Source organism: Pannus brasiliensis CCIBt3594 (assembly GCF_036688125.1).
Classification (GTDB): Bacteria; Cyanobacteriota; Cyanobacteriia; order Cyanobacteriales; family Microcystaceae; genus Pannus; species Pannus brasiliensis.
The window spans coordinates 1-24,439 of the sequence record NZ_JBAFSM010000006.1; the positions used below are offsets into that span (position 1 = coordinate 1).

The 24,439-nt window shown below is 46.3% G+C and carries 27 protein-coding genes and 1 tRNA gene; 12 read left to right on the top strand and 16 right to left on the bottom strand.

Going from position 1 to position 24,439, the window contains the following annotated elements:
• Window positions 1–170 precede the first annotated feature (170 nt).
• Complete coding sequence (locus V0288_RS04485; RefSeq protein WP_332863832.1) at window positions 171–689, bottom strand: adenine phosphoribosyltransferase; 519 nt, start codon at window positions 687–689, stop codon at window positions 171–173.
• A 111-nt stretch (window positions 690–800) separates the two neighbouring features.
• Between V0288_RS04485 and V0288_RS04490 the strand changes: the two genes are divergently transcribed.
• Together V0288_RS04490 and V0288_RS04495 are read left to right on the top strand one after the other, a co-directional pair.
• On the top strand, window positions 801–1,427 hold the full coding sequence (locus tag V0288_RS04490) for a DUF3038 domain-containing protein (protein ID WP_332863833.1): 627 nt from the start codon (window positions 801–803) through the stop codon (window positions 1,425–1,427).
• Window positions 1,428–1,435: 8 nt separating this feature from the next.
• Window positions 1,436–2,071, top strand: coding sequence for a DUF4335 domain-containing protein (locus tag V0288_RS04495; protein ID WP_422661901.1), 636 nt, complete (start codon window positions 1,436–1,438; stop codon window positions 2,069–2,071).
• Between the two features lie 185 nt (window positions 2,072–2,256).
• Here V0288_RS04495 and V0288_RS04500 read toward each other — a convergent pair whose 3' ends face one another.
• From V0288_RS04500 to V0288_RS04510, 3 genes are all read right to left on the bottom strand, one after another.
• Entirely contained in the window at window positions 2,257–3,009 is a 753-nt protein-coding gene (locus V0288_RS04500) for a PaeR7I family type II restriction endonuclease (protein ID WP_332863835.1), read from the bottom strand.
• The gene (locus V0288_RS04505) at window positions 3,006–4,313 is read right to left on the bottom strand and encodes a TRM11 family methyltransferase (RefSeq protein ID WP_332863836.1); all 1,308 of its coding nucleotides are present in this window, start codon (window positions 4,311–4,313) and stop codon (window positions 3,006–3,008) included. Before V0288_RS04505 ends, V0288_RS04500 begins: the two co-directional genes overlap by 4 nt.
• A 120-nt stretch (window positions 4,314–4,433) precedes the next feature.
• Window positions 4,434–5,750 (bottom strand): dihydroorotase, encoded by a 1,317-nt coding sequence (locus V0288_RS04510; protein WP_332863837.1) that lies wholly within the window; start codon window positions 5,748–5,750, stop codon window positions 4,434–4,436.
• 100 nt (window positions 5,751–5,850) lie between these two features.
• On the opposite strand from V0288_RS04510, the gene lepB reads away from it, so the two are divergent.
• A complete protein-coding gene (gene lepB / locus V0288_RS04515) occupies window positions 5,851–6,456 on the top strand; it encodes a signal peptidase I (protein WP_332863838.1) in 606 nt (201 codons plus the stop codon).
• Window positions 6,457–6,684: 228 nt separating this feature from the next.
• Here the strand turns inward: lepB and hisC are convergent, their stop codons facing one another.
• Window positions 6,685–7,731 carry a histidinol-phosphate transaminase gene (gene hisC, locus V0288_RS04520; RefSeq protein ID WP_332863839.1) on the bottom strand — a complete coding sequence of 349 codons (1,047 nt, stop codon included), beginning with the start codon at window positions 7,729–7,731 and terminating at the stop codon, window positions 6,685–6,687.
• Between the two features lie 147 nt (window positions 7,732–7,878).
• Here hisC and V0288_RS04525 point away from each other — a divergent pair, with 147 nt between their 5' ends.
• Window positions 7,879–8,397: a GNAT family N-acetyltransferase gene (locus V0288_RS04525; protein ID WP_332863840.1), complete on the top strand. Its 519-nt coding sequence runs from the start codon at window positions 7,879–7,881 to the stop codon at window positions 8,395–8,397.
• 39 nt (window positions 8,398–8,436) lie between these two features.
• Window positions 8,437–8,510 (top strand) — tRNA-Pro (locus V0288_RS04530).
• Window positions 8,511–8,977: 467 nt separating this feature from the next.
• Here V0288_RS04530 and V0288_RS04535 read toward each other — a convergent pair.
• From V0288_RS04535 to V0288_RS04560, 6 genes are all read right to left on the bottom strand, one after another.
• Window positions 8,978–9,277 (bottom strand): hypothetical protein, encoded by a 300-nt coding sequence (locus V0288_RS04535; protein WP_332863841.1) that lies wholly within the window; start codon window positions 9,275–9,277, stop codon window positions 8,978–8,980.
• A gap of 146 nt (window positions 9,278–9,423) precedes the next feature.
• Complete coding sequence (locus tag V0288_RS04540; protein ID WP_332863842.1) at window positions 9,424–9,678, bottom strand: hypothetical protein; 255 nt, start codon at window positions 9,676–9,678, stop codon at window positions 9,424–9,426.
• Between the two features lie 142 nt (window positions 9,679–9,820).
• Window positions 9,821–10,078, bottom strand: a complete 258-nt coding sequence (locus tag V0288_RS04545) for a hypothetical protein (protein WP_332863843.1) — start codon at window positions 10,076–10,078, stop codon at window positions 9,821–9,823.
• A gap of 1,377 nt (window positions 10,079–11,455) precedes the next feature.
• The gene (locus V0288_RS04550) at window positions 11,456–13,771 is read right to left on the bottom strand and encodes a hypothetical protein (protein ID WP_332863844.1); all 2,316 of its coding nucleotides are present in this window, start codon (window positions 13,769–13,771) and stop codon (window positions 11,456–11,458) included.
• 439 nt (window positions 13,772–14,210) lie between these two features.
• Entirely contained in the window at window positions 14,211–14,546 is a 336-nt protein-coding gene (locus V0288_RS04555) for a hypothetical protein (protein ID WP_332863845.1), read from the bottom strand.
• An 86-nt stretch (window positions 14,547–14,632) separates the two neighbouring features.
• Window positions 14,633–15,313, bottom strand: coding sequence for a peptidoglycan DD-metalloendopeptidase family protein (locus V0288_RS04560; protein ID WP_332863846.1), 681 nt, complete (start codon window positions 15,311–15,313; stop codon window positions 14,633–14,635).
• A gap of 65 nt (window positions 15,314–15,378) precedes the next feature.
• Between V0288_RS04560 and V0288_RS04565 the strand changes: the two genes are divergently transcribed.
• The 3 genes from V0288_RS04565 to V0288_RS04575 all read left to right on the top strand — a co-directional run bounded on the left by V0288_RS04565 (window position 15,379) and on the right by V0288_RS04575 (window position 17,189).
• Complete coding sequence (locus V0288_RS04565) at window positions 15,379–16,203, top strand: hypothetical protein (RefSeq protein ID WP_332863847.1); 825 nt, start codon at window positions 15,379–15,381, stop codon at window positions 16,201–16,203.
• Between the two features lie 119 nt (window positions 16,204–16,322).
• The gene (locus V0288_RS04570; RefSeq protein ID WP_332863848.1) at window positions 16,323–16,964 is read left to right on the top strand and encodes a hypothetical protein; all 642 of its coding nucleotides are present in this window, start codon (window positions 16,323–16,325) and stop codon (window positions 16,962–16,964) included.
• A gap of 3 nt (window positions 16,965–16,967) precedes the next feature.
• On the top strand, window positions 16,968–17,189 hold the full coding sequence (locus V0288_RS04575; protein ID WP_332863849.1) for a hypothetical protein: 222 nt from the start codon (window positions 16,968–16,970) through the stop codon (window positions 17,187–17,189).
• Window positions 17,190–18,669: 1,480 nt separating this feature from the next.
• On the opposite strand, the gene V0288_RS04580 is transcribed toward V0288_RS04575, so the two are convergent.
• On the bottom strand, window positions 18,670–20,088 hold the full coding sequence (locus V0288_RS04580; RefSeq protein WP_332863850.1) for a hypothetical protein: 1,419 nt from the start codon (window positions 20,086–20,088) through the stop codon (window positions 18,670–18,672).
• A gap of 206 nt (window positions 20,089–20,294) precedes the next feature.
• On the opposite strand from V0288_RS04580, the gene V0288_RS04585 reads away from it, so the two are divergent.
• Window positions 20,295–20,549 carry a hypothetical protein gene (locus V0288_RS04585; protein WP_332863851.1) on the top strand — a complete coding sequence of 85 codons (255 nt, stop codon included), beginning with the start codon at window positions 20,295–20,297 and terminating at the stop codon, window positions 20,547–20,549.
• Here V0288_RS04585 and V0288_RS04590 read toward each other — a convergent pair.
• Genes V0288_RS04590 through V0288_RS04600 form a run of 3 tightly spaced genes read right to left on the bottom strand, consistent with a single transcriptional unit; the run spans window position 20,544 to window position 21,353 of the window.
• On the bottom strand, window positions 20,544–20,912 hold the full coding sequence (locus V0288_RS04590) for a hypothetical protein (RefSeq protein ID WP_332863852.1): 369 nt from the start codon (window positions 20,910–20,912) through the stop codon (window positions 20,544–20,546). The two genes, V0288_RS04585 and V0288_RS04590, sit on opposite strands and share 6 nt — an antisense overlap.
• Window positions 20,909–21,184 (bottom strand): hypothetical protein, encoded by a 276-nt coding sequence (locus V0288_RS04595; protein WP_332863853.1) that lies wholly within the window; start codon window positions 21,182–21,184, stop codon window positions 20,909–20,911. Before V0288_RS04595 ends, V0288_RS04590 begins: the two co-directional genes overlap by 4 nt.
• Window positions 21,185–21,215: 31 nt before the next feature.
• Complete coding sequence (locus tag V0288_RS04600) at window positions 21,216–21,353, bottom strand: hypothetical protein (protein WP_332863854.1); 138 nt, start codon at window positions 21,351–21,353, stop codon at window positions 21,216–21,218.
• Between the two features lie 186 nt (window positions 21,354–21,539).
• Between V0288_RS04600 and V0288_RS04605 the strand changes: the two genes are divergently transcribed.
• The gene (locus tag V0288_RS04605; RefSeq protein WP_332863855.1) at window positions 21,540–21,758 is read left to right on the top strand and encodes a hypothetical protein; all 219 of its coding nucleotides are present in this window, start codon (window positions 21,540–21,542) and stop codon (window positions 21,756–21,758) included.
• Window positions 21,751–22,143: a retropepsin-like aspartic protease gene (locus V0288_RS04610; RefSeq protein WP_332863856.1), complete on the top strand. Its 393-nt coding sequence runs from the start codon at window positions 21,751–21,753 to the stop codon at window positions 22,141–22,143. The genes V0288_RS04605 and V0288_RS04610 overlap by 8 nt, the downstream gene beginning before the upstream one ends.
• A 120-nt stretch (window positions 22,144–22,263) precedes the next feature.
• On the opposite strand, the gene V0288_RS04615 is transcribed toward V0288_RS04610, so the two are convergent.
• A complete protein-coding gene (locus tag V0288_RS04615) occupies window positions 22,264–22,995 on the bottom strand; it encodes a hypothetical protein (RefSeq protein WP_332863858.1) in 732 nt (243 codons plus the stop codon).
• 517 nt (window positions 22,996–23,512) lie between these two features.
• Here V0288_RS04615 and V0288_RS04620 point away from each other — a divergent pair.
• Window positions 23,513–24,433, top strand: coding sequence for an RpnC/YadD family protein (locus V0288_RS04620; RefSeq protein WP_332863859.1), 921 nt, complete (start codon window positions 23,513–23,515; stop codon window positions 24,431–24,433).
• The last annotated feature ends 6 nt before the right edge of the window (window positions 24,434–24,439 follow it).

The window sequence follows — 24,439 nt, forward strand, 5'->3', positions numbered from 1 at the left end:
GGAGTCAGGAGTCAGGAGTCAGGAGTCAGGAGTCAGGAGTCAGGAGTCAGGAGATGGGGAAAATTGGGAAGTTTTTAGGAAAAGACGACTTTTCATCCCTTCACCTTTAGCCTTTACTCTTTACCTTTCTCCTTTCTCCTTTCCCCTTTCCCCTCACCTCCCGCCTTCATTTAATACTCGACGAGGGTGATAATCGGTAAATCGGGCAATTTTTTCCGGCCTTCTAAAAAGGTTAACTCGATGATGAAAGCGAATCCCAAGACCTCGCAACCGATTTTCTGTAATAATTCCGCGGTGGCTTTCGCGGTTCCGCCGGTAGCGATGAGGTCGTCCACGATGAGAACTTTGTGATGGGCCGCTACCGCGTCCTGATGGATCTCTAGAGTGTCCGTCCCGTACTCTAGATCGTACTCGATCGAGTGGACGGCCGCGGGAAGTTTGCCCGGTTTGCGGACGGGGATAAAACCGGCCCCCAGTTGGTACGCGAGAGGAACCCCGAATAAAAAGCCCCGCGATTCCATGCCGACGATATAATCGGGGTTCAGTCCCTTGTCCCGGCACTTTTCGGCTAGGGTATCGATCGTGTAGCGCAATCCTTCCGCGTCATTGAGTAGAGTGGTAATATCGCGAAACATGATGCCCGGTTTGGGAAAATCGGGAATATCGCGAATCAGTGATTTGAGATCCATTCGGTTCCTGTGTCTCGTAAAATGGAGTACGGCTGATTATCTTTACTGTATAGTATCCCCATAGTATCCCCCGTTGACGGCGATCCCGACCCAATTCCCCGAATCTTGACGATGACCTCTACTAGCGTAACGCCCGAAACCCCCGCTGTCGGGGACACGAAACCGGCGATTCTTAGCGTTTTACCGGATTTCCCGATTGCCGGACAGCGTTGTGCCTCGCATCTACAACAGCAAATCGATTTGATGCTGTTAGCTTTAGAATCCCTAGAAGTCGGCGCGGGGGAGGCGATGTTAGCCCTCGGCAAAGAATTAGGACTCGATAAAATTATCAAAAACCGGATTATTTTCTGGCGTTTGCGCTGTACCAATCCCTGGCGCGTTTCCTACACTCTCGATAATCTCACTCTCGACCAAGCGAAGGCCCTCGTCATCGTCGCCAGCTATCGCGCCAAACCCCTGGCGATTACTATCCGTCAATTACTGCTGGCCCGGCAACAGATGGAGTCGAAAAATTTACCGGTCGATAATAATTTCCTGTTATCGGAGTATTTAGAGCGATTTCGATCGAATTTCCGCAGTCGGATGAACGCGCGCCGGGCGAAAGTGTCCGTGTATCTGGCCTCGGAAGACGCGCTGAACGAACTCGCGTTAACGCTCCTCGATCGATTACTATTCTGTACGGGTACGGCGGGAATGCAGAGATTCTGGATCAGTCTGTTCGATGGAGAGATAGTGTAAGGATGAACGTGAGAAGACAGTATAGTTTACCGAATTGCCTTTTAGTCCTCGACGGCCTGACGGATGATTTCGCGCCCCCCGCGGACGGGAGACCGGTATTATCGATCGTGACTAACGCCGAGTGTCGGTTCGTCGGCGTTCCCAAAATTTTGCAGGGAGGACGGGTTTTTCTGGAAAATCTGGCGAACGCGGTCAGTAGCTACGCGCAGGAATGTCTCAGCGGCATCCGTCACCCGATCGATCCCGAAACCAAACCCGATCACGTATATTTAGAGAAAGCCGAGGATCATCTACACCGTCTCGTCTGGTATCCTTCCCCGGATCTCAACGAACCCGAGAATCCGGTCAAGATAGAAATCACCACGGTACAATTATTCGACCTCGTGGAAGCGATCGATCAGTTTTTCGCCGATAATCGCACGTTACCCGATCTCACCTTAAAAATCCAGCCGGTTTCCCGTCGTTACCGTCCCGTGGAGGAATCCGCGGCCGGTCGCGCCGTCCCCTTTCTCGCCGGGGTGGGGAGTCTCGCCCTCTGCGCCCTTCTTTTCTCCCTCATCCCCGTCCCTCGCATCGAGAAACCGGTCGATAAACCCGTCGCCGCGCCCACTCCCGCGCCCACCCTTCCCAATCGCGCTCCCTAGTTATCGAAAGGTATCCGGCACATAAACCCCCTTTAGATAAACGTTTCGGGCAATAGAAACAATCGATCGATCGTGGGTTTTTTGAAAATTAGCACGACCCTCTTTTATCGTAATAAAAGAGGGTTAAAGCGAGGTGACTAGATGTGTTGTGAAACAAGAATTATTTCGATTTTAATTACTATTCATTATTCATTTTTCATTTTTACATAAGTTGCTAAATGCCCGGTCAACATAGAAAAGAAATGTTTTGCCATTAGAGTTTCATTGGGTTCTATTGTTGTGTAAGGACTGGTCGCGGACGAGAGAAGTAAACAACACGAATCATACAGACGCTCGTAAATCAATCGCAGTAACAATTCTTCATATCTCTTCGCGTAGGAAGATCCTGGATATTCTGGAGAAGGCCCTTTAAATTCTGGAAAAACCGCGAAATGCGGTTCTTTAGGCTTTCTAGGTTTAGTCGAGTCTGGATGATCTTCAAGTAATAATAAATATCCCAGCCAAGGTCGAAGTATCGAGCGGATAGCGCGTTCTCGATAGGCTACCCATAAATCTTGAGCGGTACCGATCGCTTCTTCCGTTCGATTATTAAAATTGTTTCCAAAAGAGGGGCCAGTGTGAGATTTAAACTCGATCGCCGCCACGAGAAATCCATCATCAACAATCAATAGATCCCATTTTTTCGTCGGGCGAAAATATCCGGGAAGTTCGACATTCTGGGAGTAAAAAATCGAGTTTTCAGAGATCCCGCACTCTCGAGCGATCCTGACGACAAGATGTTCAAAACCTTCCATGTGCTTTCCCCCCGTAACATTACCACGGTTTCCCATATCTTTTTTACCGCTCGTTTCCTGTTTCTCGCCTTGACGTTTACGGGTATCCCAAAAACACTCGATCGCCTCTTGTATTAATTCTTCAAAATTTTCTAGGGTATTCATTTTATTTTTTGGACAGAAACTACATCCTCGTGATATACTTTGCCAGCTTTATAATTATTAGAATTTTTGTTGACGTTAGCCATGTGATTCCGAACAATTTCTCGACTCACGATTTGACTATCTAATCCTAAGTTATCGCAAAGTTCAACATAGATATTTCCTAGATCTATTTCATGTTCTTTAAAATAAGAAGACTGTACTACTAACAAGGCTTTTCCTCGATGCTTTAAGACACGCTTAATCTCGATCAACGAGTATTTTATATCTCTAAAATATTGCAGAATGTTAGGGAGGTAATACGAGCGAGAGGCTTTACTATTATGGCTTTCTACATTTTGTAAAAACTCAAGACACGTCTTTCCCCATATCGGATCGATCGAGATATTCTTATCGACGATAACGGGGGAACCGATGGTTTTTTCTCGAATTTTTCGCAATTCCAAAAGATCGCCGATCATCAGAATCTCTGGCTTGGTTGACATAGCGTAATCAATACGAGTTAGATAGGGAGGAGAAGTGATAATACCATCAATACAATTATCTTGAAATGGCAATTTTCTAGAGTCAGCATCGATAGTTATGTTGGTTAAATTATCAAGACTCGGTAGGGAACTAACCCTTAAATGATGAAGCATCGTTTTAACCGTTTTAGAAAATTCTATCCCTACGTGTTCGATACTATAGTCGGGTTTTTCGGACAGAGTTTTAATCCAAGTTGGATTAGAGCCTCCCTTATAACCGGCTAATTCTCGGCCGGTTATAAATAAAGCGGCTTTTAAAAATGCCTCGAAAGGATTCAAAAAAGTTATATTTTCTCGTGCGAAATTTATCAAGCTATAGCTTACATCAACTTTTGGATAATGCCAAGAATTAATGTTCAGATATAAAGAGCGAAGACCCCGAGCGAGATTGATAGACATAAAATCTAATAAAGGATCTTTTTCTTGAATCGGAACGGTTAGATTTATAGATAGATCTACGATTTCATTTAAAAAATCTATAAGCAACTGACTGTTTTTAATTAAAAAACCAGTTTTTGAACAGGCAAATATATTCATGACAGGATTGATATCGCATCCGAGCGTGGGTATCTCTAACCTGGATGCAACGAGCGCGGTAGTTCCACTTCCATTCCAAGGATCGAGTAAAACATGGGAACGATCGAGATTTAAGTATTCGATAGCGGAACTCACGAACGCTTCGCTATATCCCGCGTAGTAAGGATGCCACGAATGGACTCCCGACCGTTCTAGCGCACCTCTTTTCGCGCTGGCAATCGTTGTGAAGAGAGATTTTTGGAGCATTTTAATTGAGTACCCACGAATTTTTGAACGGTAAAACCCTTAAAACAAAAGCCGATCGCCTCGTCATTCACTACACGCTCGAACCGGCCCGCCCGATCGAGAATCATCGACCCGTAAGCTTTATTCCTCGAACTCTAGGGCTTTGCCCCGTACTTCCGGGAAGAATTGACCGTTTTGAAAAACGATCGAACCGTTTACCATTGTCATTACCGGCCATCCCGTCAGGTTCCAGCCCTCGAAGGGACTCCAGCCGCATTTCGTCTGTAATTCCTCCCGTAAAACCGGACGATAATTGTCGAGATCGACGAGAATTAAATCCGCGTCGTAACCGGGCGCGATGACTCCTTTATTTTTAATCTTGTATAGTCTCGCAGGCGCGGTGGACATCCAATTCGATACTTGCGCCACGCTACAGCGTCCTTTCATGGCTTCCGTCAACATTAACGGTAGGGAGGTTTCTACCCCCGGCATTCCCGAGGGTGTGTTCGGATAGCCCTTCGCTTTTTCCGCTAACGTGTGGGGCGCGTGGTCCGTGGCGATGCAGTCGATAACGCCGTCTAGTAAGGCTTTCCAGAGAATTTCTTGATTTCCGGGCGATCGAAGCGGCGGGTTCATCTGGGCGAGGGTTCCGATACGCGCGTAATCTTCCGTGGACAGTAACAGGTGTTGCGGGGTTACTTCCGCCGATACCCAACTCGGTTTATCTTCCCGCAGGTATTCCGCTTCTATACCCGTGGATAGATGCAAAATGTGTAAACGACGTTGATATTTTTTCGAGAGTTTGAGCGCGAGTTTCGTGGCGTTGAGGGCGGCGGTTTCGTCCTGGATTTCCGAGTGAATGGCGGGATCGGTGTTACCGGCGAATAATTGTCTTCTTTCGAGAATTCTGGCGTGATCTTCGGCGTGGACGGCGATTAAACGGCTACCGTTGGCGAAAATCGGTTCTAATTCTTCCTCGGTACTCACCAATAAATCGCCGTGCATCGATCCCATGAAGATTTTAATGCCGCAGGTCGGGCGCGCGGTCAGGAGATCGGGGAGGTTCGCCGGGGTCGCCCCGATGAAAAAACCGTAGTTAACCAGCGATTTACGGGCGGCGAGGGCTAATTTATCGTTGAGAATCGCCTGGGTGGTGGTTAAGGGTTTGGTGTTGGGCATTTCGAGGAAAGAGGTGACTCCCCCTCGGGCGCAGGCGCGGCTGGCGGTGTTGAGATCTTCCTTGTGTTCTAGGCCGGGTTCGCGGAAATGTACCTGCGGATCGATCGCGCCGGGCAACAATGTCAATCCCCGCCCGTCTATAATGGTGTGATCCGCTCGATCGATCTCGCCGGCGATCCGCTCGATCTTCCCGTTCTCGATCGCCACGTCCCCGATCTGAAAATTTCCGTCGCTCAGGAGAATTCTGGCTTGACAAATGAGCGAAGATCTGCTAGACATGGATAAATTTCCCTGGATTTATTCTTTATTCTGCCACTATCGCTAAACTATAAGAGCGAGTACCGTCTTTATTGCAACGATTCTCAATCGATTAAATTCTATGGCCCCTAGCTTTAAAGAAGATTCCGATAACTCCTCCCAACGCCAACCCCAAGAAGAAAACCCGTGGATCGAGGCGGTCAAAACGATCGCCACCGCTGGGATTCTCGCCTTCGGTATCCGTACTTTCGTCGCCGAGGCCCGATATATTCCCTCCGAATCGATGGTTCCCACGCTACAGGTGAACGATCGCTTGATTATCGAGAAAGTTAGCTATCATTTCCAAAAACCCGAACGCGGCGATATTGTCGTTTTTAGCCCGACGAAACGTTTACAGGAGCAGAATTTTCACGATGCCTTTATCAAACGCGTCATCGGACTACCGGGGGACAGCGTGGAGGTCAAAGGCGGTTCGGTGTACGTGAACGGGGAAGCTTTGAAGGAAAATTATATTAACGAGAAACCGAATTACGATTTCGGTCCGGTGACGGTTCCCGATAATCAGTACCTCGTTCTCGGCGATAATCGCAACAATAGCTACGATTCCCACGCCTGGGGCTTCGTACCGAAGGATAACTTGATCGGTCGCGCGGTGGTGCGTTTCTGGCCGTTCAATCGGGTGGGTACGTTCGATCGACCCGATACGGGAGTCGATCCGACGAAATGAGAAGGCAGGAGGCAGGAGGCAGGAGGTGTTTTTTGGGAGGGAATCGAAGACGACCGACGAAAACTTTTACCCTCCGTCCGGCTTGTAACCCGTTGCTTCTCAGTCACGAAATCGATCGAGATCCGCGATTTCTGCTGGAGATCGCGGATTTGTTTTCCCCTATTGATTCAAGATCGATCGAATGTAGAGGTTTAAGCGTATTATCCTTTATTCCTCCTCCTGACTCCTTTATCTCGTCGCTTGAATCTCTTGAATCGCGTCGAGGAGTCGATCGATCTCCGCGTCGGTGCCGATCGAGATGCGGACGTGATCGCGGATTCGGGGGTGTTTGAAGTAGCGTACCAGGACTTTCCGCTCTTTCAACTCGGTATATAGATCGCTCGCGGCGATCCACGACGGGGACGCGAGGACGAAATTCGCTTCCGAGTCGAAAACGACGAATCCCGATTCCCGTAGAGACGCGATCAGACGCTCGCGGGTGGCGCGGACTTTCCGCCAGATTTCCCGGAAATGTTCGTTTTGTTGTAACGCGGACGTGGCGAGGGTTTGGGCGATGCGATCGAGGTTGTAGGAGTCGCGCACCTTGTCCATCTGCTCGATAATGGCGCGGGAAGAGAGGCCGAAACCCACGCGTAAACCGGCGAGGCTGTAGCTTTTGGACATGGTGCGGCTAATGATGACATTCTCGTGGCGATCGAGAAAATCGAGATGGTTCTCGTCGCTGAAATCGACGTAGGCTTCATCGATTAGCACGACTCCCGACGCGCGCGCGCAGGTTTCCTCTAGATATTCGCGGTGTAAATGTTTGCCTAGCGGGGGATTGGGGGAAGCGAGGAAAATAAGATTCGCCTCCGGACAGATGACGGGGCGATCGAGTTCAAATTTCTCGTTCGTTCGGAATTCGACGATATTCGCGCCGTGTACCCGCGCGATCGTCTCGTAGAGGGAATAGGTTAAATCGAGAAAAGCGACGGTTTCGCCGGGGTTTACGAAGGTGCGGAGGGCGATATTGAGGATGTCATCGGAACCGTTACCCGCGAGGATTCGATCGGATGGGATACCGTACACTTCCGCGGCCGCTTTCCGCAATTCCGTGGAGACGGGATCGGGATAGAGTCTCGCTTTCTCTAATTGTGCCGGGAGGGTTTGAAAAATTTCCGGTGGGGGGGGATAGGGGTTCTCGTTGGTGTTGAGTTTGGTGAAACCCTCGCCTTGAGGCTGTTCCCCCGGCGTGTAGCCGGGTGTTTGACGAACGCAGTCTCGGATCGGTAGCATCGGATCGGTCTCGATGTAGACGATCTCTAATATTACCACGATCGAATGCCCGGTTTTCGGGTGGGTCGATCGGGTCCGCGGGGGTTTACACGGTAGGGGAAATATCCTAGCTTAGAGATAGATATATCAAGGCGGAAGCCCACCGGCATGGTTTTTTGGAAGAGATTGTTTAATAGTCCCGAAGTCACCGCGTCGCCCGACGAGATGGGGGAGTTGGTAGAAGTCGCCCGAGGGGAGAGTTCGGGGCAGTCGCGATTTTTTTTCAGTACCGATCGGGAACTCGATCTTTACGAGTTGGAGGAACTGTGTGACGCGGTGGGGTGGGCGCGTCGTCCCCTGCGGAAAGTGAAAAAGGCGATCGAGTGTAGTTTTCTCGTCGTCTCGATGTGGGAGGTACGGGGCAACCGGCGACGCTTGATCGGTTTCGCCCGCGCCACCTCGGATCACGCGTTTAACGCGACGATCTGGGACGTGGTGGTACATCCGGGGTTTCAGAATAAGGGTTTCGGTAAGGCGTTGATGAAGTTCACGATCAAGAAGTTGCGGGGCGAGGATATCAGCAATATCACCCTGTTCGCCGATCCTCACGTCGTGGATTTTTACCGTCGTCTCGGTTTCGTCCTCGATCCGGAGGGGATCAAGGGAATGTTCTGGTATCCCGATTGAAATCGACGCGACGGGCGTTATACTAGAAGGGCGATTTTTCGGGATGTAGCGCAGCTTGGTAGCGCGCCTGCTTTGGGAGCAGGATGCCGCAGGTTCAAATCCTGTCATCCCGACTTCACAAAATTACGTCAGGATAGGGATTTTCGCCCGTGTCATCCATCTCCCAAAGCAGGCGCGCTCTCACAACTCTCTCAATCCCACGACTAGCATAAAACTGAAAAGTTGTCAACTACCACGGTCACTTCCTAATCGGTAGCAGTCGATAATCACACTGGCAACTCTCTAGGCGGTAACGTGGTCACGCTAAAAATAGCCCTATTAGCCACGGAACCTATCCCGATGGGGGAACATGGCGGGCATGGTCTCTAACATCCCGATACTCACGGTATCACGACGGCGATTGTGATACCTCTCTTGGCTTGACCTTCTAAGCCTTCCCCTGTCTTCCATCCAAGACTATACACCGTCCCGACGAAATACCCACACGAGCATAGGGTAAAAAATAAGCTCATTGATAATGAGCTTAATAATGAGCTTATTTTAGAGGTAATGCCCGAATGAGTTAGGTAGGAGAGTAGGGTTAGTCGAGTCCTTTAGCGAGACGTTCCATTTCCTTCACGATTCGAGCTTGATGTGTCTCTAGCAAGTGTTCGAGATGGGTACGGGCGATTCCGTGAGCGGTAATCGTCGTCATATCATCGGACTTGATGGAAATCTGAAGGTCATTGATAACCCCTATGATGCTTTCCTGTAAGGCTTTCGAGCGTTCTAGTGCCACTTCGATCGTTTGAAGTTTCGCGGTTAGGTGGTTGTATCGGCGTAAGCGTTCGATGGGAGTTAACGGTTTCTTGGCTTGTTGCTTGGCTTTTGCGCGTGTCATAATGATGTTGCCTCTCGGCTAGTGGATTTAGTCGGGATGGAAGTCGTCTATAGTCGGTATTGGCGTACTGGCTATAGGCGCATTCTATATATATAGGGTCTGTCTGGCGAGGGTATAGGCTGAAAGTCCCTCGCCTATTGGGTTTATCACCAGTAGAATGCTACATCTTTCGCTTTTTTCAGGGTAGGAATCGGTTCACTACAGCCATTGCCAAACTCAGAAGCCACAATCCACCAACCTTTACCAAAACCTTCATTGATTTGATTGATATTCAAGTACGTCCCTTTCCAAGAGCGAGTAAGGTACTGTCCCGCACTAACACGGGTAACTTTGCCATGTTTCGCATTCTTTAGGCATCGTTGATAATGGTCATACCATGCGGAATCGCTAAGAAAAGCCATAAAAATAATCTCCTGACTAGTGGATTTAGTTGCGATGGAAGTCACCTAGCGATGGTATTGGCGTATCACCGCTAGGCGCGTTTTCATTTTGAAGTTTATTCGATAACGGACAGGGGTTCGGGATTATTCTGTAACCGCTTCATTAATCCCAGTTCCATGCGATTTCCTTTGCCTCTCTCAACGTTGCTACAGGGTCACTGTAGGCGTAAATATTGGCAGATTCAACCAACCACCAACCCTCGTAATATCCTTCGTCAATCTGAAAGATTTTCAGTAAATGCCCTTTAGGAGAGCGAGTATAGTAAAAGCCAGCAGACAATCGAGCTAATTTACCGTGTTTCGCTCTGGCTGTGCATTTCTCGTGATAGCGTACCCATTCTGACGAACTAAGAACAGTCATAAAAATAATCTCCTGACTAGTGGATTTAGTCGGTAGAACATCGATTAACTCTGTATTGGCGTACAGCATCAATCGGATATTTGATTTGCATTACTAGCGTAAACTCTAAACGTATACGAGCGTCAAGAGTACATATATATTATATTTTTTATATTTTTTATATTTATATATTACATATGTATATATAGAACATATGTACTGTGTCAAAAGTATTGCTATATATACGTTTCAACGATTTCGCCAGGAAGGCGCGTAATCCGAGACGGTGGGGTATTCCTTCATTGGCTACCCTGTCGTGTCTTCTAGATGCCTTAAACCCATCGCAAAATCGATGTTTGTTTAGCACTTGAGAATTTATCAAATTTAGATATACATCCGTATCAGCTTTACTTATGGGTATCTCTCCTGTTCGGGGAGATGATTTTTAGATTTGACAGAATTCATGAAATGTGCATAGGACAGAAAGTAATTAGAAGTCATTAGCAATAAAAGAGAAGTGATTCGCTTGCTAAATGAGATGTATCACTGTGATATTGAGAAATTAATCAATGATGATGAGGGAAATCATTCCCCTTAACCCTCGCTCGATTCTACGGTGTCCTTGTAGATTGTCAACGGTCTGACGATGCTACGCACTCCCTACGGTCGCCGTTGACGATCTCCCGCGTACACCTATAATCGGCTTTTGGGGTTAAGGGGAGGGGATTTCCTTGTTCCTAGATAGGCACGGCTATCGCCGATAAGCGGTAAGCATTGACTGTAGAGCATATCCCCTAAGATAAGCTCATTATTAAGCTCATTATCTTAGGGATACGGCTAACGACCAAAAGGATAGATACAACTCTCCGCACAGTTAAACCATCACAGGGATTAGGTTTTCACTGTATTTATTCAAAACTCTCCGCATAGCTTATTTGTGATGATACCCGTGTCATCGCTCATTCATTTTTTCCTCGTGTCGGTGTACCCCGATTAGGGCTATAGAGCATTACCCTGATAATAAGCTTATTAATAATAAGCTTAATAATGAGCTTATTTTAAGACATGACCTTTACCTAGTCGCCTACCCTTCTACTGGCTTACCTTTTCACTGCCTCGGTTTTCCCTTGCCTTGCCATTGTCTTTGCTCTCGGGGTAGGAACATCCCTCCCCCCAAAAAAAAGAAAAACAGGGTCGCTAAGGCATTCCGTCAAGGGCGAGGTACGAGCCGTCAGGGAACCCTTGACGGAATGACTGCGACCGTTACAATGTCCCTTTTGGGGGGGATGTTTCACTTTCCTTTTTTCCTTCCTTACTGTGAATAAAAAATAAGCCACTTGATACTCTCATTATCTCGTGGCTTATATCGAAGGTAATTGGAAGGTTTTCCTTAATTTATCACCCTTCGGGTTTAACTAGGTCAGTACGGGTAATATTCGCACCCTGGCTATCAGTTTTAGCCTTATTCTCTTCTTCTTTTTTCACTTTGGTAAGGTCATCCACTTCTTTTTTCAGATTCCCCATTTCCTCTTTAATCTCAGTCACATTCTCGGTCGCTTCGCGGAAATTAGAAGTTATATCCTCTAGGTCGGATGCTACCTCCTGCGCTCCCTGTAACCCATTAATCAAGGCGTTTAGCTTGCGATTTTTCCCGATGTGAATGTTTGAGTTTTCATCAAGCCATTCAAGCGTATTTTCCAGTAAGATTCCCGATGCCTTAAGTGCATTCCCAATCTTCCCTGTACGCTCTCCCAATTTCCCTAGACCTTCCGCGATAGCATAGGTTGAATCGGTCATCATCTGATAGATGTTCGTAGCCGCTTGATAAATGCGGTTTGCACTAGCCCACGTTTTCGTTAAAGATTCGTAGTTTTCAGCACCTACAATCGATTTGACAAGGTTTTCGATTGTTCCGTTGATGATTTCCCCTATTTTATCCGTAGTCGCTTCGGGGTCTTTAACTCCGAAGATTCCCAATACATTCGAGATTACTGCCCCTAACGTTGTCCCGACGTTTCTCGATAGCATTACGGCGTTATGGATAGACGCGGCTACCCCGATAATATTTAACGCTCTGTCAACTATTCGAGAGTTCCACAATCGAGTAAATACGTCAGTCAAAAACCCTGATAATCCCCCTGGAAGTTGCGCGCCGAGTTTATTGTCAATTCGCATCAATAACCCTATATCGAATGCCTGAAGAAAGGCATTGAGAGCATTTAGCGCGGTATCGAGTTTGTTCTTGAAAAAGTCTTTAATTTCGTCAAGTGTGCCTTTTTGGTTCGCCATTCCTCTTTCGATATTCCCGATGCACTTATACATCGGGTCATCGGTGTTTTGGCAGGTATTCGGGGTTGGTTGAACCTTCGGAGCCTCATTAGTTGTTTTCTTGTCGGTTATGTTTTCTCGATTTTTTTGCTCTGGCGTTTTGGGGAATTGAATGACATTATTGGGACTCGTGTTCGTGGACTGTGGTACACGACTTCCCGTACTCGCATTCGGGATAGTCGGTGATGGGTTCCCGAATGGATTTATGTTCGCTCCCGTTCCCGTGGCGATCGCCCCTAGTGCGAGTCCAGTAGCGATAGTGGTCGGGTTTATCAACGGATTGGTACTTGGCTGTGTATTGGCATCAACGGTCATTCTTCCGAATAGTTCTCGCTGAGTTTGTTTATTGGCTTCAGTGATAGTGATTTGGCGTTCTATATCGGTTTTCAATTGTTCTAACTGGCGATTTTCCTGTTCTGTCTTTAATCGTTCATTAACCTCCGTCAATTGCTTGTTTAATTCTGCCAATTGACTATTTAAAGCCTCCGAACGATTAATTTCTCGTGATAGGGTCTCCTGTATGGATTCGATTCCATATTCATCGAGTATCCTTTCTAATTCCGCATCGCTGTAATCCGATAATCCCGACACTATTTCTTGTGTCGAGTTATTTTTAGGAATGCCCGAAACGATTTGATTTAGGACGCTGGGATATTCAAGAGGAAGGGGTTTGTTACTCGTTGCCTCTTGCTGTCGGCTACTCAAGACAGGAGTGTAAGTAACTTCCGCTTTTGTAGGTGGGGGATTCCCTCCCGTATCGGGTTGGCCGTCAACCCGATATACGGTTTTTATTCGATATTCCGAAACTCCAAGTCTTATTCCGTTCAGATACCATCGATCACCAATTTTCTCAAAAGTGATCGGGCCGAGATAAATATCGCCTCCCGCACTCAGCCACCCAAAATTAGGGTGAAGGTATTCTAGAAGGACTTGATAGAGTACACCGGGCATTTGTCCGCCCGTGAATGGATATTCTGCCTCTTCAATTACTCGACTTGATACATTCTGTAACGCCGATAACATTCGCTGTCCATTCAAAAATGCTTCATCATCGAAGTCCAGTTCGGGGGATACATCTTCCCCTATGTAACGGTTAATATCCTCGCTTTCCGCTGTCGTTTTGGGCGATAAATCATCGATTTCTTCATAAGGTGAAAATGCCCCTATATTCATCACGTTTGTCGGTTGAATACTTCCGAATGGATTTTGCGAAACGAATCCGTTAGAAGTCGGTACGCTATTCCCTGATACTGCATCGGAAACCGAGCGTATATTTGTCGCTGACTTGATGTACTGATTCGTGTAAGGATTATTAAAATTTACATTCGATAGCGGTGGGGTATTTTCCGCGCGTCCATCAAATCGATTCGGCGAACTTCCTGGCATATTTCTATAGCCCGCCGATGGAACACTCCTGCTATATGCGGAAGGTGCTGATTTTGACGCTGTAACTCCTGTTGAACCGTAAACGGGGCGCGCCGATGATGATGCGTTACCGCCAGATGAATAATTACCGCGCGTCCATTTTCCGTAATTGGGAACCGATGGTACGTTCCCTCGAATATTGCTGACAGAGCCGCTTATGTTTCCCGACGATTTCGAGGATCGTCCAAATCCCCATCCCGATTTACTTTCATCGAACACCGATGGCTGTCTTGGTGGCATTGTTATTTACCTCGTTGTGTTGCTTGTTGTGCCAATAGTGTAGAAGCTATCGTCATTATCAACTCAGGGTAACGATGGTCAGAAATGCCCGATTTGAGTTCGATTAAATAGCATCCGACAGACATCGATGCGAAGATAATGGCGATAGCGTTAGGATTCATTATGTTAAAGGCGCAAGCATACTATTGTGGACATAGACGGTTTGACCCGGTGCGATTTCCTCTATGTTTTCCCAATTGGGTTTTCCGTTAAAGGTTCTTTCGGGGTCAATCTTAACTGCCAGTCGCATAATATGGACTTCGTAGCCTTCTCCGCTCATTTTCGTGTTCCGTTGAACTTGATAAGTGGCTACCCTGTCCCCGATATTTTCGAGAATAGCCTCTTGAGAGTGCTTATTGAGTAAAGCGTCTATCCCCCACGCCACAAGACTTTCTACCGATTTTCTCGCACTAGCGGGAATTCTTAGGTTTCCATTGGCATCTACAGGTATTTTCATTTTCGCTTCTCCGAATGATAGGGTGTGTGGTTAAAATAAGCTCATTATTAATAAGCTTGTTAATGAGCTTATTTCAGGGACAATGCTTACACGACTCGCATAACACTTATGGGATTGATAGGCTCACCCATTTTCCGAATCTCGAAATGAAGGTGAGAACCGAATGAATGTCCCGTGTTCCCGACGGTTCCGATAATCTCGTCAGGGTTTACGTTTTTTCCGACCGCTAGGTGTTCGGCAACTTTGTCCAGATGAGCGTATAGCGATTCATATCCCGTGTCATCGTGCTTGATGTGAACGTAGTTTCCGTATCCCCCACCGCAAGAATAATTTCCTTCTTTGCAGTGTCTAACTAGGGCGATGATTACCCCGTCTCGAATAGCCACTACGGGGGTTCCCTTGTCAGCCGCCACATCTACACCGGTGTGCATACGAGTCCGTCCATTCAAGTGTCTCATTCCGAACCGCGAGGAAATCCATCCCTCGCCACGGGTAGGCATTAACCACGGAAATATCCCGTTTCGTTCCATTAATTGCTGTGCTGTCGTGTACCCTAACAGATTGGGATATTCAAGGTCACTATCTTTTTTGAATCGATTAAATGCCTCGATGGTTTTGTTGCCAACGATGCCATCGACCGCACTCGCTCTGCTTAGGTATCCAGCATTCATCAAATGTTGCTGAATATCCTTAATCAATTGTTCATCGTTTTTTCCGAGCGTCGTGATGTCAATCTGTTCGTGTTTCGCGATGTCCTTAAGTTTCATGGCTTATTGTTGTCTGTAATTTTCTATAATACATTTATACCACAATTTACCATTTTGTTTATTTTATGGGATTACCTAATGATTTTAGAGCCGTTGAACACTTGCTCGATCTTGTTCGTAAAATTCATAATGCCTGGGTGCGGGATGAATTCGATGATGTAAAGGACTTGGATGATATAACCGTCCCTCGTTCATCACTGAAAATCGCTTGCTTAATCTCCGATAATGATTCCGCACTCATTGTTATTTTGCGAATTATCATTTTTTTCTTCCATCTAAGAAAAGCGCGTGATTTGATGCCCATCTATTACGCGATTCCCCTTGACGAGATACACGCCACGCGACGATTTGTACCACAGATAACTTTTTATTGGCTTGAGCCAGAGGACGAAATTGAATATGGTTATCGTCCTATCGAGGGAACGTTTAGCTTTCGTCTTATGGGCGAAACTAGCGAGACGATTACTTTAGCGAAATTAAGAACTATCGCTACAGCTATTCAGCGAGAATTTATGACGGGTACGAAGTTCGTCTGGAAACGCGGAAAACAGCTTTATTATTACGGTGAGAAAGATAAAGGCTATCAACTCCAGATGTTAAGTCGAGATGAGGAAAACGTCAAAGAACTAATTCGCCGTGTTTTGGCTATTCAAGGGCATACGCCAGATTGGGAAAATCTAAGCATCGGTAAATCAGGAGATGAGAATAGGAAGTATCCTCAAACTCCGCGAACAATCCGTGTTCTCGGAAAATCAAGAAAGGAACCGCGCAAGCGTCCGAATGTAAATCTGCTGTTTTCTCGTGCCGTTGCCGATGCCTGGGCTTTTGAAAAGCCTATCACCTTAGTGCAGGCGAATTTAGTCGATTTAACGACTTTAATCGATACCTAGAATCAGCCATAAAATGGGCTACACTCCGCGCGGAAGGTCTAGACCTTCCAGGAAACCTATGATGGTTGAGATGCTATGATACTAAGTAATTCAAACGCATCTCTCTGGAGACCTGCTATATGGCTAGAAGACGATTTAACGATTTAGAAGAACAATTCCAGGCATGGTTAGCCGCCGCCGCTCCTGGAACGAGTCCTACCACTATTCCGAATGCGAAATTACGAAATTACGCGTTATGGAAATTAGGTGAGGCGAATGATGCCAGTGCCAAACCTCGCGATTTACCTCAATCGTCTACTCGCGACCGAGGGGGTATTAAAAACTGTATCATTAAACCTTTCGGTAATCCTACGATTTTAGTTGTTACCACCGTCTCGAATCGTGCGTTTAATTGGATTAAAGGACAGTCCGACCTTCGTGGCGAATTACACTGGCAAAATATCCCCGCGGCTAATGCGACTACGAAACCGAACACTATTAAAGGTTTTGAATCGGCGAAAGCTATCTTTCGCGAACGGTTAACGAACCCCGTCGAACGAAGATCGCGGATTACTAACGAAACCTACAAAAGTCGCACGAGTTCGTCGTCTCAGGGCTACGTCTTACCTTTCGGGGTATCGGCAACGGAAGCGGAAATCACGCGTCAAAGAGACATTGAGTTAAAAACTCCTAACGGATTTTCTGCCTCGTTTAAGTCCGAAAGGTTTGTAGACGCTCCTGACCTTGTGGACTTTAGCAGTACCGTCGCGCCTGGAAGCTAATTTATGAATCATCAACTAATCTTTGAAGCTACAGACATGGAACTTCAGTTAGGTGATGAAGTGAGTCCCGACGATTTTGTCGCTTATCAACAAGCCATGAAATATCGGGACTTATTCCTAGTTAGAAAACTATCTTTCCGCGACTATATCGATGCTCTATCTTCTTTGCCAATAGACATCGATGCCTATCTTGAAAACATGGCAATTACGTTAAACCTAGTATGAGTAGTCTTCCCCTTCTGATTCCCGATGACGTTCCTATCGACCTACAGGCTCCTGATGCTTGGCAATTGATGTACAGCAATTTTTTTGTTGCTATATCGGAGGGGGAAGGTTCTTATAATCCAATTGGTGAACAATTTTTACCCGTGAGCTTTAATTCACCGATTTTACTCGTGCGGACATTCGCCGTGAATAATCCGAATGTTAATTATCATGGCATTCTTAGTCAGTCTCAAAATGCGGGGAATATCACGAATGCCAAAATCGCTGTAAGAAAGATTTATCGAGGGTCGCGAATCATTCGATTTTCTCAAGACCTATTAGGTAGCTATTCGCTCTCGTTTACACCCTATAAGCGACTAGAACGAATTCAGCTACTGATATACGAATATCGCCCGTAAACCCTAGATAAATTATTGACTAGCCATGTAAATCCAATCCCGTTTCCCTAATGCCATGAATAACCCTACTAATCAACGAAAAATGAGCGACAAACATCTGGCGATCGGTCTTATTGGCACTGTCATCACTACCCTCGTGGGAGTCAATCAAATTGTTTCGCCCGTCTTCAGACTCGCATTCGACACCAATACGCGGCTAGTCAAGTTAGAGGCTCAAACTGCTGAGTACGCTGAAATCAAGTTTCGGTTGACCACGCTGGAAAATAGGAGATGTAAGCAGTAGGGGTGTATCCCCGAAATAAGTAGCTTATTTAAGCTATTTATTTAAGCTACTTATTTCGGGGAATATGCTCGAAATAACGACAAATCAAGGGTTAAGCGAATCAAGGAAATGACATTCCCTTCCCAAAGGGGAGATTATGCCTTGTCCCGTCTATCCCGTCAAGGGTTCCCTTCGGTTCGTTCCTCACCCTTGACTGTCTAGACTAGGGACGGGCATATTCTTTTTTTGGGGAGGGGAATGTCTCTTTTGCGATGGAAGGCGCATACAGGCACTAAAAGAAAAGGGTATACAGGTATCAAGTAAAGGTCATGTCTTAAAATAAGCACCTTATTAAGGTGCTTAATAAGGTGCTTATTATTGGGGTAATGCTCTATAGCCTTCCTATCGTGTTTACCAGGAACAAGAAAAAAATGAATGAGTAACGACACGAAGTATCCATAGTTAAACTAAGCGATCACTTTCTCGTGATTTTAGCTAAAACCTAATCCCTGTAAGGGTTTAACTGTCCGAGCAGTTTACTCAATGAAAACGGTATAGAGCATTACCCCAATAATAAGCTCATTAATAAGCTCATTATTAATGAGCTTATTTTTTACCCTATGCTTGTGTGGTTATTGGCGGTAGCCGTCCCCATTAGACAATAGACAATCCCCCTCCCTGACCCCAAAAGCCGATTATAGAGATGTGTAGGCAGTTGTCAACGGCGACCGTAGGGAGTGCGTAGCATCGTCAGACCGTTGACCACTGACAAGCATCTCGTATAATCGAGCGACGGTACAGGGAGGGGGATTGTCTCGTTCTACATTCGATAGATGATTTTGAGAACCGCACTTACCATCGGGTCATTAACATCGATTCCATTGGCTTCTAGCTCGAATAATGCCTCTTTATGGGTCAATGGTTGACGAGAATGATTCATTAGGATTTCCAGGGCTATATCCTCATTACTTTCGTCCCGATAGATACGGTCATTGACTTCTTTGCTGTGACCCATCGAACGGGCGCGTATCTCTTGAGGTATTCCCGACTTTTCCCCCTGAGCGTTACCAGCGTGACGGAACGCGTAGCATTGAGTGGTAGGACATCCCATCGAAATCATCGATTTTCGGAAATTATTAGTAAACCCGTTAACGACGGATTTTTCGTTAGAATTCGGGCGAGGAGTATAAATCGGTAGCCTTACGTCCTGTATTCTTAACTGTTCAATGATTTCTCGGTCTAAAGTCAATGGCTTGCAGATACGTCCCCCTGTCTTAATCTTGATACCGAAGTAAGTTAGTTCACCTAAAACGAGAATAAGGTCTTTATTTGATGGGTCACTTATTGCCTTAATCACTTCCCCTGATTTAGTTTGATAGGGATTGACCAAGTTTTGAGCGGCGGCGATTTCCGTGGGACGTAACCCGTAAACGAACGCCATAGACGCTACCCATAACCAACCCAATCGAGCGTTACCATGTGATTTCTGTGAATGATTTAAAGCTATTTCGTAGGCTTGATTGTGCCAATCTAAGAATTCTTTTTCGGTGATGCGAGTTTTTTCTCGGAAAATAGTTTGACGAGGATTAATGCAATCAAGTTTATTGAGACAGTCAGCCTTAAAACTTTTAGGGAAATAGAAAACTATCTTTTTGATGACGCTATACGCGTCTTTAAATGATTTAGTACCCTGTTGCCAAGAAAAAAGCACTCGTTCTAGTTCCTCCCATGATGGGTACTTGTCCCAGTCCTCGAAATAATTCAAGAATCGTCCGTAAGTTTCGTGATACGACACTACATGATTTTTTAATGTTTGACCATTAGAAAGCTGTCGTGGTTTCTTGGTGTTTTTATCCACACCTTGCCAGTATTCAGTCTCTATTCGGTCAAATATCTGGCGATAGGTCAATCGGTCATCTTTGACGACGTTCTCACCTAATATCTCGTCCCGATACCACGATTCAAACTCGGTCACGCTGTCGCATCGTTGCAAGAACTCGTAAACCTTTCGAGCTTTTACCACAGCTTTAACCATCCCGTCCTCGGTGAATGGCTCACCCAATGACCGCGCTACTCGTTTCCCCGCAAGAGTGAACTGTAACCCGATAGTCTTCCCCTTCTCGTTTTTGAGACTGATTCCCTTAAGTTCTTTTAATTCCGCTCGTTTTCTGTCCCAAAAGCGAATGAGGTCGCTATAACCGTCGAAATTCCCTTGACCACCGATAAGACTGTCTCTCATTTGTCTCTCAATCTTCCAAAATGGTTGATATGAGAGAGTTTGAAGTGCTTACCTGCCACGGTTTCTAATTTCGCCGCAGGTTCAAATCCTGTCATCCCGATTTTTGTTGGATAAGAGTTTTCCTTTTCGAGGCGTTCTCTCGCTCATCGATCGGGATCGGTATAGAAATTCCCCCTCTCTTTCTCCGATTGTCCCCGGCGATCGAGATGGATGACGATCGCTTTTTCGAGTTCTGTCAGTTGAACGGGGATTTACACGCCAAACGAAACGTGGCTGGAGAGATTATCCTCATACCTCCCGCGGAAGGAGAGACGGGAAAAAGTAACGCGGTTCGGGAGATAGGATCGATCGATTTTTGGAAAGGAAAATTCGGAGCGATCGAACGTTCGATCGGGGAAGGAATTCACGAGGCGCGTTACAATCCGTTGTACCTCACTCGATCGACCCGATCGGAATTATAAGGCTTCGATTTTTACGATCCCGCCCTCGATCGTATCGCTCTGTAATCGATAACCGTAGAGTAGCGCCATTCCTAGTAGCGGTTCGGTCTCCGATTCCGCGATATCGATCGCGCGATATTGTCCATCCCAGATAACCGTTCCGGCGTACAGATCGAACAGGGTTTCGCTACCATCCCCCAAGGTAGCCGTATTAGAAATTGTCCAGGGCAACCCGAGGCGAACGATAATTTCCGAGGGCAAAGATAGAAATCCATTAAATCCGGTGTCGATCACGGTATTGATGACTTCCCGTTGTCCGGAAGAGTTACCGACCACGAGGGAAAGTGTCGCTTCGGAACGTGAATTTACTACTCCGTACATCATGGATTTTTCTTCAGACTCCGCGCTCCGAAATGATAAACGGCGCGATGTCCGATCCGAATCCCCCAGGGTTGAGCGTCGGGATGGCGTTCAAATAGTCGATCGGTCGCGGCGAGGACGGTTTCATCGACTTCAAAATCCCCGGTTTCGATGTCGATCGCGACGATTTTTCCCTCGTTTCCCGCTTCGATTTGTTGTCGGATGCCGGAGTTGTAGAGTTCTTGCCCGCGTCGGGCGATTTCTTCTTTGCTGTAACGTCGTTGGCGTACTGCCATAAGATTTGTTCTCGCTTTCAATACGGCCTCTCTATTTTACCTCGATCGCTCTTCCGGGTCGATCGCTATGGGTGGAAGGCGAATCGATGCGGTTCGCGAGATAGGAGCGATCGATTTCTGGAAGGGAAAATCCGGATCGATCGAGCGTTCGATCGGGGAAGGAATTCATGAGGCGCGTTATATTGAACCACTCGATCGACGATCGTACCGCATAATAACCCCGTTCACCTGCCGCTAGTAAGTTTGTGGACTCGGTGAAGCGATTTCCGACGATCGGCACGCGATGGTATTGTTAGACTGTATCTCGTCGATCGCTTATGATCAATACATTCTCGTATATCTGGAAGTGTAAATCATGTCTCTTGCCGAGTTAATTCCTTTGGTGAACAATCTGAGCCGATCGGACAAATTATCACTCTTCAAACTCCTAGCGGCGCAAATCCCGGACGCTGAACTACAAGCCATCTTTTCCGCGTCAGAGTATCCGATCTGGTCGCCTTACGACGCGACGGAAGCGGCGAATATTCTGATGCAGATGATTCAGGATGACCGAGAGGCATCTACTCATGCCTAGTACGATCGAGTTTCCCTTTTCTAACGAGGAAGCATTACCAACAATCCCTATCACCCTGATTCACGCGGGCTTTTCTGTCCCCGCGAACGCACTGCTAGATACCGGGTCTACGGTCAATCTCTTACCTTATGACATTGGACGGCAATTAGGCGCGATTTGGGAGGAACAAACGGTTCGCTTGCCACTGGCCGGAAATCTGGCAAGGGTTGAAGCGCGGGGTTTATTCGTCTATGTTCAAATCGGCGGTCTGGAACCCGTTCGTTTAGCCTTTGCTTGGACACAAGCCGATCGGGTTCCTTTAATCCTCGGGCAAACGAATTTTTTTCGAGAGTTTGATGTCTGCTTTCAACGATCGCGAGGCGCGATTGAAATTACTCGCATCTAATCAGCGTCAATTAGGATCGATCGATTTGTGGAAGGGAAAATTCGGAGCGATCGAACGTTCGATCGGAGAAGAATTCACGAGGCGCGTTATATTGAACTACTCGATCGGCGATCGTGCGTGTTAGGCATCATAGAATCCGATATTATGATATTTAGTAGGCACTTTTAGACTTTTTTGATGAGGAATAAGGTCGAATTCAGAAATATATTTTCTATTGTCATTATATTCGATTTCTAAATTCCAGCCTGAAAGCCTTAGCCCCTCCCAAGCATCAGGAAGACGTTCTCCACTCACATATCCAGAAATCGTTAATAACAAATGTTCTGATTCTTCAATAATAAACGGCGTTTTCTCTAATTTTTCTGAATTCTCAATTATTGACATTAAAGTGTCTAGCTGATTAGAGAGTAGATCACAATTTATCCTCGTTAGCTTTGGAAGTTTACTCAAATCCCTTCTCTTATTAGAATATCCAAAAGGCTCTTCACAGCTAAGTTTTATACTTTTAATGCTAACCTTTCTGTGAGCATATATTTCCAAGTCAATTTGAATCGCATAATCAACATACTCGCCGTAGCACCTGATCTCTCGTCTATTTATATTGACGCTTAATTGATCGAGATCTTTTTCAGCCTCTTTTGGAGAGTGCGGTTTTTCAAGGTAACGTTTTTCAAATTGTTCTTTAACAACATATAAAGGGGGAATGAAAAACATTGTAATAATTGCGACGACAGCTTCGCCACTATTGTCAGATTTGAGCCAAGACCAGGCATATTTAGCAACAACAATTAGCAAAATTATCAATAAAAAGTAAAAGATAAAGTAGAAGGTAAAAATTATAATTTTTTTCATATTTTACAACTCTACACATTACGTCTGATAATAGCTAACTATGTAGTATATAGATTTTTTCCGTATATTACAGCCTTTCTCAGATACATAAGGTACGTTCTCGCGGTTGGAATCTTTTAGCGGTAAGGGTTGGTATGTACTTCACCTTTACGAGAAAGGCTGTACCTCAGTATAGCTATTTTTTAAGATTTTTTTGTATATCATCCCCGACAGAGATGATATAGGGAAATTTGACCTAATAATACCCAGATAGGGATGTTATACGGATTAGCCGCCAGTCATGATCGTATCCCCGCCGAGAAAACTACTGAACGTAATACGATAGATTATTCGCCCCTATCATTACTTTGATCGCACCGATCGAGCCTATATTGATCCGCTCGCTCCATCGTAACAAAAAACACCCTCGCGAGATCTAAAGAAAACATGAAGACGATCGACATCCCTAACCTCGATCGCCCGTGCGAAACTCCCCGGAACTGGGATACTGAAGAAAGCCGAAAAACCCTTTTCCCCCATGACGCGACAACCGCACGATCGATTCGCCAAACAATATCTAGAAGAACTTCTCTCCCCACTCGGAACCGTGGAGATTAGCAAAGAAGTCACCGACGAAACCCGACAGATCGATATCTTCTTTTCCCCTCATCCCGATCGCACCGTAAATCTCGATCGCTTGGGAATCTTGGGAAAAATCGCTCGCTCATCCGCCCTCATCGAACCCTACCGCAATTCCCCCACCCGCGCGGAAGTGCGAAACTGTATCTTAAAACTGTTTACCGTCTTCTCTCAAATCCAACGCCAGGCCAAACGGGAGAATACCGCTTATAGCGAGGAGAATTTACCCTATCTCTGGATTCTCGCGCCTTCCGCTAGTCCCTCCCTTCTCGAAGGGTTTACTGCTAGATTAGAAGAGGATTGGGGAGAAGGGGTGTATTTCTTCTCTCCCTTTCACCGAACGGCACTGGTGGCGCTCAATCGGCTACCCGTCACCCCCGAAACCCTGTGGCTCAGACTATTGGGACGGGGAAAAACTCAAAACCAAGCGGTGCGAGAATTGTTAACCCTACCGAGAGACGATTCTCTCCACCAAAATGTTCTGGAACTGTTAATTAGTTGGCGAGTGAGTGTCGAAATTCAAAACTCGATCGATGAAGAAGATAGAGAGGTATTTATGACGTTATCCCAAGAGTATTTAGCGTGGAAAGAAGCGACGAAACAAGAAGGGCGACAAGAAGGGCGACAAGAAGGACGACAAGAAGGACAAAGGGAAGAACGCCGATCGATGATCGAAAACCTCCTACAAGTCCGTTTCGGCCCGTTAGATGAATCGCTCGATCGAGTGGTGAACGGTCTCTTAGAATTATCCCCCGCGGAGTCGAGTCGTCTTCTCCTACAAGCGGGGCGCGAGGAATTAATCGCGCGGTTCGATTCTTAGGCAGTT